Raw genomic sequence first — 11,638 nt, forward strand, 5'->3', positions numbered from 1 at the left:
GCGCGTTGGACGTACCGGAGGAGGAGATCGCATGACATGCGACCGACTGGTGTGCGCCAACTGCGCGGCCCCCGTCAGCGAGGGCAGGTGCCCGGTGTGCCGGGCGAGCCGCGAGCGGTTGCAGCACCAGGAAGGTGCCTTCGGCGCGCTGACGCCGGCGGCGCTGATAGCGCTGCTGGTGGTGCTCCTGGCCGTGGCGCTGCTGGCGCGCGGCTTCGCCGGGTAGTCACGGACCGCCCGGCCCCGCAGGCAGTAAGGAAGGCCCGGACGCCCGCTGAGGGGCGTCCGGGCCTTTCCGCATCTGCGGACGCGCTGGTCAGCGCGTGATCAGAGGCGGGTCCGCGGTCAGGCGGCCGTGTTGCGGTTGATCAGGCGGGGCAGCATGCGGAAACCGATACCACCGGCGATCATCGTCGCGGCGCCGACCAGCAGGAACGTGGTCTGACCGGCACCGGTCTCGGCCAGCTCGCCGGTGTGCGCCAGCTCCTCCTTGGGCTTGGCCTGCTGGACGGGCTGCGAGCCGGCGTTGTCGGTGCCGGTGTTGCAGTTGCCGTCGGTGTCGACGGGGCAGGTGCGGACGTCGTCGCCGCTGTCGCCGCCGTTGCCACCGGTGGCGGCCGAGCCGCTCTGGTCGCCGCCGGTCGAGCCGGAGCCGCCGGAGGTGCCGTGGTCACCGCCGCCCGTGGCGCCCGAGCCGCCGGTCGAGCCGTGGTCACCGCCGCCCGTGGTGCCGGAGCCGCCCGTGGTGCCGTGGTCGCCGCCGGTCGAGCCGGAGCCGCCCGTGGTGGTGCCGCCGGTCGTCGTGCCGCCCGTGGTCGTACCGCCGGTCGTCGTGCCACCGGTCGTCGTGCCACCGGTGGTCGTCCCGCCCGTCGTCGTACCACCGGTGGTGGTACCGCCCGTCGTGGTCTCGCCACCGGTGGTGGCGCCGCCGGTGGTCGTCCCGCCGGTCGTCGCCCCACCCGTGGTGGTGCCGCCCGTGGTCGTACCGCCGGTGGTGGTACCGCCCGTCGTCGTACCACCGGTCGTCGTGCCGCCCGTGGTGGTGCCGCCCGTCGTGCTGCCGCCCGTCGTCGTACCACCGGTGGTGGTACCGCCGGTCGTGCCGGGGTTCGTGGGCTGCGGGATCTCGGTCGGGCCGGTGGTCGGGCCGGTGGTCGGGCCGTCGACGTTCACGCCCGCCTTGATACCGACACCCGGGACCTCGACGTCGACGCCGGCGGCCGAGGCCGCGCCGGCGGCCGTCAGAGAGGCACCCGCGGCGATCACCGCGCCGGCGGCTATCCGCGCAACGCGCAGTCGCGTCTTCTTCGTCATCTACCTGCTACCCCCAGTAGCCGAGCTCGTCATTGGAGCAGCTATGCACGGGGTCGTGGCGCTCCTGGGGACGGCGTGACCGAACCGGCCGTACGTCTCGTACAGGCCGGGCCGCTCGCCCCCCGCCACACGCGCCCCAGTGATACGCATGCCGCCCGTCAGCCTTCCCAGTTTTCCGGGCAGCGTCAAGGGAGTTACGGGCGGGATGTCCGGGTATGCAGGGGTTGGTAATCGACTACGAGTGCGGACTTTACTTGTCCTGCTGCTCCTGCTGCTTGCGCCAGCGGATGCCCGCCTCCAGGAAGCCGTCGATCTCGCCGTCGAGCACGGACTGCGGGTTGCCCACCTCGTGCTCGGTGCGGAGGTCCTTGACCATCTGGTAGGGGTGCAGAACGTACGAACGCATCTGGTTGCCCCAGGAGTTGCCGCCGTCGCCCTTGAGCGCGTCCATCTTCGCCTGCTCCTCCTGGCGGCGGCGCTCGAGGAGCTTGGCCTGGAGGACGTTCATGGCGCTCGCCTTGTTCTGGATCTGCGAGCGCTCGTTCTGGCAGGAGACGACGATGCCGGTGGGAATGTGGGTGATGCGGACCGCGGAGTCGGTCGTGTTGACGCCCTGGCCGCCGGGGCCGGAGGCGCGGTACACGTCGACGCGCAGCTCGGACTCGTCGATCTCGACGTGGTCGGACTGCTCGACGACGGGCAGGACCTCGACGCCCGCGAAGGACGTCTGACGGCGGCCCTGGTTGTCGAAGGGCGAGATGCGCACCAGGCGGTGCGTGCCCTGCTCGACGGAGAGCGTGCCGTAGGCGTACGGGGCGTTGACGACGAAGGTGGTCGACTTGATGCCGGCCTCTTCGGCGTACGAGGTCTCGTAGATCTCGGTCTTGTAGCCGTGGCGCTCGGCCCAGCGCAGGTACATGCGCTGGAGGCGCTCGGCGAAGTCGGAGGCGTCGACGCCGCCGGCCTCGGCGCGGATGTTGACGAGCGCCTCACGGGCGTCGTACTCGCCGGAGAGGAGGGTGCGGACCTCCATCTCGTCCAGCGCCTTGCGGACGGAGGCCAGCTCGGCCTCGGCCTCGGCGAGGGTGTCGGCGTCGTCCTCGGCCTCGGCCAGCTCGTAGAGCACGCCGAGGTCGTCGATGCGGCCGCGCAGCGCCTCCGTCTTGCGGAGCTCCGCCTGGAGGTGCGACAGCTGGCTGGTGATCTTCTGCGCCGCCTCGGGGTCGTCCCAGAGGGACGGGGCGGCCGCCTGCTCCTCGAGCACGGCGATGTCAGCCCTCATCTTGTCGAGGTCCAGAACGGCCTCGATCGACGCCATGGTCGAGGAGAGGGACTTCAGCTCTTCGGATACATCAACGACTGCCACGCACCCAGCCTAACGGCTGCGCCGGGTTGCACGGTCCGAAGGAGGCGGTACGGACCCGGAGCCCGGGCCCGCGGAGCGCCCCCGGGCCTGTGCCCGGCCGTCCGTCCCGGCCGGTCCGGGCTCGCCTGGCGCCGGGGCGGGCGCGGCCGCGAGGCGCCGGACGCGGGCCGGGCGGGGCGGATGTGATGCCCGGCACATCGGGTCCATGCCAGCCCGGAGCGGGTCGCACTCCCTATGGGAGGGGGGCCACCGAGGAGTCCGGGGACAGGTTCGGGGCGTGGGTGCGGCCGGCGGGGGGCGTCGTGCGGTGGACGCCCGGCTTGGCGTCGCCCGGGTCGTGCTGCTTGGACGTGGCGAACCAGCCCACGGCGCCCGCGGCCGCGATCAGGCCCACCGCCAGCCCCGTGCCGATCCGGATCCGGCGCCGGCGCGTCGCCTCCGCGGACGAGCGGTGGCGGGCCGAGCCGGTGCGGCGCTGACCTGGGGCCCGCGGGGCGCGGGCGGTGCCGTGGGCGCCGCCGGCCAGCTCCTCCGGGCCCGGCACGCGCATGCTGGTGTGGGTGTCGCGGCTGGAGTCGGAGACCCCTCCCGGGACCAGCGGCACCACGCCCCGCCGACGCGGCTCGGAGGCGCCCACGGGCTCGTACGCCCCCTCGCGCTCCCCCGCGCCCGCGGTCGCCGCGGCGGGCTCGTCCTCCGGCTCGTCGATGTCGAGCGGGGGGATCCCGGCCAGGCCCGGCAGCAGCTCGCGCAGGCGCGCCGCCAGTTCGGGGGCGCGCAGCCGGGAGGCCGGGGCCTTGGCGAGGCACTGCACGACCAGCTGCCACAGCTCGTCGGGGATGCCGGGCAGCGGCGCCACCGTCTCGGTGACGTGCCGGCGCAGCACCGCGCCGGGGTGGCCGCCGCCGAACGGCGTGAAGCCCGCGAGCAGCTCGTAGAGGACGGTCGCCAGGGCGTAGACGTCGACGGAGGCCCGGGGCGGGAGGCCCTCGATGATCTCGGGGGCCAGATAGTCGGGGGTGCCGATGACCCTGCGCTGGCCCGGGGCGCGCTCCCGGTCGCGGGCGGGCGCGGCGGGGCGCGGGGCGTCGACGAGGCGGGCGATGCCGAAGTCGGTGAGCAGCGCGGGGTGCGCGCCGCCGGGGCCGAGCGGGCCCTGCATGTCGAGCAGGACGTTCTCGGGCTTGACGTCGCGGTGGATGACCCCGGCCGCGTGGGCGGCCGCGAGCCCGTCGGCGACGTCGGCGACGATGGCCACCGCCGCCTCCGGCGCCAGGCGCCGCTCGCGGTCGAGCCGGGTCCGCAGGTCGGTGCCGCGGATGAGGTCCATGACCAGCGCCAGGTCGGCGCCGTCGACGACGAGGTCGCGGACGCCGACCACATGGGGGTGGTCGAGACCGAGGAGGGCCGCGCGCTCCTGCACGAACCTGCCGACCAGCTCCTGGTCGGAGGCGAGGTCCTCCCGCAGGAGCTTGATGGCGACCGGGCCTTCGGGGCCCTCGCCGAGCCACACCGTGCCGGCGCTGCCGCGCCCCAGAACCTGGTGGGCGGTGTACCGGCTGCCGATCTTCCGTGCCAAGACTGTTCCCCGACTCCTCCGTCATCCGACAGGCTCGCTGGCGACCAAGCTACGCGGCCGAGGGGAGGTTGGGGACACCGAACCCGGGCCAACTGTCACTTCTGCGGCAGAAAACACCCTTCGGGTGTCGACAAATCGACTACCCCGGTCCCGGCACTCAGTTGTTTGAACCGAGCTCCGAGATCCAGTCCTTGGCCTGGTGGAACCAGTCCCAGCCGGTGTCCCACAGACTCTTCCCGTCGGCGACCCAGTCCTTCAGCGGAGTGAACTCCCAGACCAGCCAGGAACCGATCGCCAAGAGGACGATCATGAACAGGCAGCCCTTGAGGCAGCCCAGACCGGGGATCCGCATCGGGTTGGCGCTGCGCCGGCGCGGCTCGCGCGGCTCCCGGCGCGGCGGCTCGGGCGTGGGCGCGGGCGGCGGGGTGTACGGCTGCGGCTGGGGCGGCTGCGGGGGCTGGGGCGCCTGGTAGCGCGGTGCCCGCTGGGGCTGCCGCTGCGGGGCGTAGGGCTGCTGGCCGTACGGCTGCTGGTGCTGCGGGGCCGGCGGCCCGGCGTACTGCTGCTGGCCGTGCTGCTGCTGGTGGCCGTAGGGCTGCTGCTGGCCGTAGGGCTGCTGGGCCTGCGGGGGCTGCTGGGCCGGCCGGCGCGTGGGCCGGCGCCGCAGCGGGTCCTCGCCCGGGTCGAGGTACTGGGTCTGTTCGTTGCGGTCGCGGGCCGCCCGCAGCTGGGTCTGCCAGGGGTGCGGGGTGTCGCCCTGCGGCGCGCCCGGCGGCACCGGCGGCATGACGCGCGTGGGGTCGCCGCCGGCGGGCGGCGTGTTCGGCATGACCGTGGTCGCGGCGCCCGGGTCGTATCCGCCCGGGGCCCCGGCGCCCGAGGGCAGCACCTGCGTGGGGTCGGCGTCGCCCGCGCCGTTGAGGCCCAGGCCCGTGCCGGGCACGTACGTGGGCTCCGGGTCGGGCGCGAGCAGGGCGGCCACGCCGAGCGCGGCCTCGGCCTGGGCCGGGGAGGCGTGCACGCCGACGCCCGCGGCCACGACGCGCAGGGCGCGGGCCAGGCTCTCGGCACCGGGCCGCTCCTCCGGGCGCTTGCGCAGGCAGCGCTCTATGACCGTCCACAGCGGCTCGGGGACGGTGGTGGGGCGGCGCGGCTCGGCGCTGAGGTGCTGGTGGAGCACCTCCAGGGCGGTCGCGCCCGCGAACGGCGGACGGCCGGTGACCAGCTCGTACAGCAGGATGCCGGCACCGTAGATGTCCACGGCGGAAGTCTGCGGCTGGCCCTCGGCGGACTCGGGGGCGACGTAGGCCGGCGTGCCGACGAACTCGTGGGTGCGGGTGAGGCCGGGCGAGTCCGCGAGGCGGGCGATGCCGAAGTCGGTCAGCATCGGGTGCATCGTGTCGCCGTCCTGCCGGAGCAGGACGTTGGCGGGCTTGAGGTCGCGGTGGACGATCCCGTCGGCGTGGCTGACGGCGAGGGCGTCGGCGATCTGCGCCGTGAGCAGCGCGGCGGCCACCGGCGTGAACGGACCGTTCTCGCGCAGGTAGCGGTGCAGGTCGGGGCCCTCGATCAGGTCCATCACGAGCGCGAGCAGGTCGCCCTCGACGACGAGGTCGCGGGTGCGGACGATGTTGGGGTGCGTGAGCCGCAGGAGCACGGAGCGCTCGCGGAGGAAGCGCATCACGACGTCCGCGTCGTTGGCCAGCTCCTCCTTGAGGACCTTGATCGCGACGGTCTCGCCCGGCTGTCCGGCCACGGCGGCCTCGGCGCCCGCCGCCTCCCGCTGGCGGGCACGCCAGACGGTGCCCGTGGCGCCGCGTCCGAGCGGCTCCTCGAGCAAGTACTTGCTGCCTACCGGCCGCACGTCATGCGCTCCCTGGTCGTGATCCGTGGTCCGCCCCGGTCCCCCGGCTCCCCGGCTTCTCCTCGGCGTGGACTTCTCTTCGGCTTCCGCCCCACTGTAGTGCCGCGATGAGGGTCGTCGGCCTGGCGAAGAGCGGCGTATCCGGTGGGGCTCAAGGGGAAGACGCGCGCCGTGGACGGATGGTTGCCGACGGGGCGACATCCCGTAAATAACGGCAAGAAGCAGGTCCGTCGTGGGCAGCGCGCGAAAGAATCCAGCCAGCGGAGGACGCCGAACCGGAGCTTTCGCATCCTGGGACGATCGTTCAAGATCACGAATCGGCTCTCGCCGGGCGAGTCGTCGGTGGCAGGTGCGAGGATGCTCGCAGCACGGATGCGGCGGGGCGGGAGCGGGAGGCCCCGTGCTACGTGGTGACCTGTACGTGCCGACGCGCCCGTGCGGGGTGGGGCGGGCCGCCTGGCCCGCGCACCGCGCACCGGGGGCAGAAAAGGGACCGTTGACGCGATGCAGATCCGGCTGACCGTCCTCGGGCCGCTCAGCGGCCACGACGCCACCGCGTGCGCCTGCGACGTGCTCGTGACCGCCCCCGCGGGGACCGCTCTGGCGGCCGTCGCGAGCGGTCTGGCCGCGGCCGTCGCGGCGGCCGGCTCCGACCTCGGCGGCGGCGCCGTCGTCGTCCACGCCGGCACCGAGCGGCTCGACCCCCAGCGCTGCGCCCTGGGCGAGCCGCCCCTGATCGACGGCGCCGTGCTGTCGCTGGGCACCCCCGCCGGTCCCGAGCGGCACGCGGGCGTTCCGCTGTCCGGCGTGCCGGAGGCCGCCGCGCGGCTGCACGTCGTCTCCGGGCCCGACGCGGGCGGGGTGCACCTGCTGCACGGCGGCGAGGTGCGCGTGGGCCGCTCCAGCGCGGCGGACGTGCCGCTGGACGACCCGGACGTCTCGCGCCTGCACTGCGCGGTCACCCTCACGGACGACGGCCGCGTCACCCTCCACGACCTCGGCTCCACGAACGGCACCCTCCTCGACGGCGAGCCGGTCGGCCGGGCGCCCGCGCCGCTGCCCTCGGGCGCGCTGGTCCGGGCCGGCGAGTCGACCCTGAGCCTGCACGGCGCGGACGCCCCCGCCCCGGCCGTCCTGCCCGCAGTGCCGGACGGGGAGGGGCACCTGCGCGTGGGAACGCCGCCGAGGCAGCGCGAGCGCGGGCCGGCGGCGCCGGGCGCGCCGACGGTGCACGGCTCGGGCACCGCGACGGTGCCGCAGCCGGGCGTCCCGGCCGTACCGGGACAGCGGACCGGGGCGACGGACGCGCCCGGCCGGCGCGGTGACGCCCCGGGCCCCCGGGTCCCCAGCTGGGCCGTGGACGCGGGCCGCCCCGGCACCGTCGCCGCGGCCGCCGGGCCCACCCACCACGTCACCGGCTCCGCGGGGTTCGGCGCCGCCGACGACGCGGAGGCCGGCGCCGCCGACGTGGGCATCGTCCAGCCCCGCGAGCCCGGGAACGGCACCGCGGCACCCGCCCCCGGACCGGCGCCGGCCGACGCCCGGCGCCGCGGCCGCGGCATAGGGGCCTGGGCCCGGCGGCTGACCGGCGGGCTCGGCGGCTCGCAGCGCGCGGCGGGCGGCCGGACGGAGGGCGGCGAGGTCCTCGGCGCGGCCGGGGGCGACGCCACCGCGCGCGAGACGGACACCGCCGCCGCCCTGCGCGAGCGCTGGCCGGACCCCGCGGCCGTCCTGCTCACCGCCCTGGGGCCGGGCCCCCGGCTGTGGGAGCGGGGGCCGGACCACCCGGACCTGCTGACCGTGCGGCTGGGCACCGCCGACCGCTACGGGCCCGACGGCGGCGAGCCGCTGCCCGCCGTGCCCGTGACGGCCGGACTGCGCCGGGCCGGGGCGCTGGGCCTCGCCGGGCCCCGCGAGCGGCTGTCCGGGCTCGCCCGGTCCGTGCTCGCCCAGCTCGCCGCGCTGCACCCGCCCACCACGCTCGAACTGGTGCTGATCAGCGCGGACCGCGCGCGGACCGTGGAGGAGCGGCTGGCGGAGTGGTCCTGGCTGGGCTGGCTGCCCCAGCTGCGGCCGGTCCACGGGCAGGACTGCCGGCTGCTGGTCGCCTACGACCGCGAGCAGGCCGAGGCCCGCACCGCCGAACTCGCGCGCCGCCTGGACGACGGCCCGCTGGGCCCGGCCTGGGCCACGGCCTCGCCGGAGGCGATCGCCGCGGCCGCCGGGCACCACCGCGGCCCGTACACCGTCCTGATCGTCGACGGCGACCCCGGATCGGCGGCGCTGCGCGAGACCGTCGCACGGCTGGCCGTGGGCGGCCCGGCGGCCGGCATCCACCTGCTGTGCCTGGCCGACGCGCCGGCCACGACCGCCTCCTCGCCCGTGCCGGCCACGCTGGCGACGGCCGAGGCGGCCTCCCCCGGCTTCCCGCACTGCGGCACGGTCGCGCTGCTCAGCGGCGACGTGGCCACGGTCGTCCAGGTGATCCACCGCACCCCGGCGCCCGCTCCCACGACGCCCTCCCCCGCCGAGAACCGGCCGCCGCGCCCCCTCGTCGCCGGCGACACCGTCATCGCCGCCCTCGACGCCGTGTCCGGCGCCTGGGCCGAGCGGTTCGCCCGGGCCCTGGCGCCCCTCCGGGCGGACCTCACGGGTGAGGCGGGCCAGGGCTCGCGGATCGCGGCGGCCCTGCCCCGCACAGCACGGCTGCTCGACGAGCTGGGGCTGGCCCGCGCCACGCCCGCCTCGCTGACCGCCCGCTGGGCCGCGGCCATGGACCGGGGCGCGCGGCCCGGCGGACGAGCCGTCGCGGTGCTGGGCGCCGGCCCGCACGGGCCGCTCTCGGTGGACCTCGCCGCGGACGGGCCGCACCTCCTCGTGGAGGGCGGCGCCGGCACCGGCAAGACCGAACTGCTGCGTTCCCTCGCCGCGTCCCTGGCCGCCGCCGACCGGCCCGACCGGCTCTCGCTCGTCCTGGTCGACGGTGCCGCCGCCGAGCGCGGCGAGGGCCTGCGGGTCTGCACGGACCTGCCGCACGTGTCGACGTACCTCGCCGCCGCCGACCCGGTGCGGATGCGGGAGTTCGCCCAGGCGCTCAGCTCCGAGCTCAAGCGGCGCGCCGAGCTGCTGGGCACCCTCGACTTCGCCGCCTGGCACGACCGGCAGAGCGCCGCCGCCCCGCCGCCGGGTCCCGCGCCCGCGCCGGGCGTCGTGAGCCAGCGGCGGCCCGCCGAGCCGCCCTCCGGCGACCTCGAGCCCGCCCCGAGCGGCACGCTCAAGCTGCGGACGCAGCGCGGCGGCCCGACGCGCACGGCCGAGACGGCGCTGCCCCGGCTCGTCGTCCTCGTCGACGACTTCGACGCGCTCGTCGCCCCCGCGCTGGGCAGCACGGGCCGCCCGGCCGCCGGTTCGGTCGTACGGGCCCTGGAGTCGGTGGCCCGCGACGGCGAACGGCTCGGCGTCCACCTGATCGCCGCGTCCGGACGGCCGGACCGCACGGCCGACACGGCGGCGGTCGAGCGGGCCGGACTGCGCGCGACGCTGGAGATCGCGCCCCCCGCGCCCGACACGGCGCCCTCCGGGGCGGACGGCGGCGCCGGCGAACCCGCCCCCGGACGGGGGCGGTTGCAGCGCCCGGACGACGGCGCGGTCACCCCGTTCCAGGCCGGCCGGGTGACGGGGCGCATCCCCCGCACCGCGACGCTCCGCCCGACCGTGGTGGCCCTGGACTGGCAGCGCATGGGCGATCCGCCCACCCGCCGCCCGGTGCGCGAACTGGGCAACGGCCCCACCGACCTGGCGCTGCTGGCCAGCGCGCTCCAGCGCGCCGCGCAGTCCGCGGGCGCGCGGCCCGCGCCGCCGCTGCTGTAGAGCGCCGGTCCGGCCCCGGCGGTCATCGCCGCCGGTCACCGGCGTCGTAGCGTCACAGCCCGGTCACGATGGGCCAGTTGACAGCGGAGACGGTATTGCGGCGATCCCTCGCCGGGCGTAGGACTGTCGCACGGGAGTACGGCCGTATGCCGGGACACGTGCGGCGTGACGGCCGCCGACGGGGACCGGGCACGGGAGGTACGGCCATGCACACGGCACGACGCGCAGCACGCCCACCGCACACACCGTTCCACAGGACGCGCGCGGCCCGCACCGCGCTCGCACTGGCCACCGCGGGGGCGCTGGCGCTCACCGCCGCCGGCTGCGGCGACAGCGGGGACGACAAGAAGGACGGCGGGGACAGCAGCGCCAAACCCGCGCCGGGCAAGTCCGACGTCATCTCCCACACCGTCGAACTCCCCAAGCTGGACGGTCAGAAGCTCAAGGTGACCGCCGTCTGGACCGGCACGGAGCAGCAGCACTTCACCAAGGTGCTGGACGAGTTCGCCAAACGCACCGGCGCCGAGGTGTCGTTCGTGCCCAGCGGCGACGACATGGCGGCCTTCATAGGCTCGAAGGTCGCCGGCGGCGACCCGCCCGACGTCGCCATGCTCCAACAGCCCGGCGTGCTGCGCGAATTCGCCCAGAAGGGCTGGCTGAAGCCGCTCGGCGGCGATGTGACCGCGCAGTTGAACAAGAACTTCGCCAAGGGCTGGCAGGACCTGGGCTCGTACGAGGGCAAGCAGTACGGCGTGTACTACAAGGCCACGAACAAGTCCCTCGTCTGGTACAACACCAAGGTCTTCGAGGCGGCGGGCGCCAAGGAGCCCAAGACCTGGCAGGAGTTCCTCCAGACCGCGCAGGCGGTCGCCGACTACGGCGTCTCCCCGGTCTCGGTCGGCGGTGCGGACGGCTGGACCCTCACCGACTGGTTCGAGAACGTCTACCTCTCGCAGGCCGGCCGGGAGAAGTACGACCAGCTGACCCAGCACAAGATCAAGTGGACGGATCCGTCGGTCAAGGACGCGCTGACGACCCTCGGTCAGCTCTTCGGCAAGAAGGAGCTGCTGGCGGGCGGCAACGACGGTGCGCTCCAGACCCAGTTCCCCACGTCCGTCACCCAGACGTTCAGCGGCGGGGAGAAGGCGAAGGCCGCCATGGTCTTCGAGGGCGACTTCGCCGCCGCGAACATCACCGGGGCGAAGGCGAAGATCGGCACGGACGCCAAGGTCTTCCCGTTCCCGGCGGTGGGCGGCCGCTCCCCCGTGGTGACCGGCGGCGACGTGGGGGTGGCGCTCAAGGACGGGCAGGCGGCACAGGCGCTGCTGACCTTCCTGGCGTCCTCCGACGCCGCCCAGGTCTGGGCCGCCCAGGGCGGCTTCGTGTCCGCGAACAAGAACCTCGATCCCGCCGCCTACCCCGACGACGTACAGCGCTCCATCGCCAAGGCCGTGGTCGCGGCCGGGGACGACTTCCGCTTCGACATGTCGGACCAGGCTCCGGCCTCCTTCGGGGCCAAGCCCGGCCAGGGCGAGTGGAAGACGCTCCAGGACTTCCTGAAGAACCCGGCGGACGTGGCGGGCACCCAGCAGCGGCTGGAGTCCGACGCGGCCAAGGCGTTCAAGAGCTGACGGGCCGGCGC

At 75.6% G+C, this 11,638-nt stretch carries 7 protein-coding genes; 3 read left to right on the plus strand and 4 right to left on the minus strand.

The features are described 5' to 3' along the window. Positions 1–31: 31 nt before the first annotated feature. A complete protein-coding gene (locus tag CYQ11_RS11475) occupies positions 32–226 on the plus strand; it encodes a hypothetical protein (protein WP_099200300.1) in 195 nt (64 codons plus the stop codon). 119 nt (positions 227–345) lie between these two features. On the opposite strand, the gene CYQ11_RS29495 is transcribed toward CYQ11_RS11475, so the two are convergent. The 4 genes from CYQ11_RS29495 to CYQ11_RS11495 form a co-directional block, all read right to left on the minus strand. Then, entirely contained in the window at positions 346–1,317 is a 972-nt protein-coding gene (locus CYQ11_RS29495; protein WP_099200299.1) for a hypothetical protein, read from the minus strand. A gap of 250 nt (positions 1,318–1,567) precedes the next feature. After that, the gene (gene prfB, locus CYQ11_RS11485) at positions 1,568–2,683 is read right to left on the minus strand and encodes a peptide chain release factor 2 (protein ID WP_099200298.1); all 1,116 of its coding nucleotides are present in this window, start codon (positions 2,681–2,683) and stop codon (positions 1,568–1,570) included. Between the two features lie 232 nt (positions 2,684–2,915). Continuing rightward, positions 2,916–4,262: a serine/threonine-protein kinase gene (locus CYQ11_RS11490; protein WP_099200297.1), complete on the minus strand. Its 1,347-nt coding sequence runs from the start codon at positions 4,260–4,262 to the stop codon at positions 2,916–2,918. A gap of 157 nt (positions 4,263–4,419) precedes the next feature. Then, the gene (locus CYQ11_RS11495) at positions 4,420–6,126 is read right to left on the minus strand and encodes a serine/threonine-protein kinase (protein WP_099200296.1); all 1,707 of its coding nucleotides are present in this window, start codon (positions 6,124–6,126) and stop codon (positions 4,420–4,422) included. A 504-nt stretch (positions 6,127–6,630) separates the two neighbouring features. Between CYQ11_RS11495 and CYQ11_RS11500 the strand changes: the two genes are divergently transcribed. Both CYQ11_RS11500 and CYQ11_RS11505 read left to right on the plus strand, forming a co-directional pair. Then, positions 6,631–9,996 (plus strand): FtsK/SpoIIIE domain-containing protein, encoded by a 3,366-nt coding sequence (locus CYQ11_RS11500; RefSeq protein ID WP_099200295.1) that lies wholly within the window; start codon positions 6,631–6,633, stop codon positions 9,994–9,996. A 206-nt stretch (positions 9,997–10,202) separates the two neighbouring features. Further along, positions 10,203–11,627, plus strand: coding sequence for an ABC transporter substrate-binding protein (locus tag CYQ11_RS11505; RefSeq protein ID WP_099200294.1), 1,425 nt, complete (start codon positions 10,203–10,205; stop codon positions 11,625–11,627). Positions 11,628–11,638 lie beyond the last annotated feature (11 nt).

The sequence above is a fragment of the Streptomyces cinnamoneus genome (genome assembly GCF_002939475.1).
Lineage (GTDB): Bacteria > Actinomycetota > Actinomycetes > Streptomycetales > Streptomycetaceae > Streptomyces > Streptomyces cinnamoneus_A.